Consider the following 228-nt stretch of genomic DNA (forward strand, 5'->3'; position numbering starts at 1 on the left):
TTTTTTATTTTCCCTCTGTTGCTTTCCAAATTGTCATAATATCAAAGATTTCTTTTTTTGTCTTTGTTTTAAGTAGTTCCATATTAGGATATCCAAGTTCTTCAGCTCGTTTTAGTGCTGGTTGGATCTCACGAAGTCGTTGCTTTTCAGCTTCCAACAGTTTCTGTTCTTCTGTCAAGTCAGGGAGGTCTTCATTCATATAGATATATAAACCTAAACCGTGCCTTG

At 35.5% G+C, this 228-nt stretch carries 1 pseudogene; it reads right to left on the reverse strand.

The annotated features are described in order from the left end of the window. Positions 1–4: 4 nt before the first annotated feature. A pseudogene (locus D9V42_RS14965) lies at positions 5–228 on the reverse strand (DUF1071 domain-containing protein); the annotation flags it as partial.

The organism is Staphylococcus pseudoxylosus (assembly GCF_003697915.1).
GTDB classification, from domain to species: Bacteria; Bacillota; Bacilli; order Staphylococcales; family Staphylococcaceae; genus Staphylococcus; species Staphylococcus pseudoxylosus.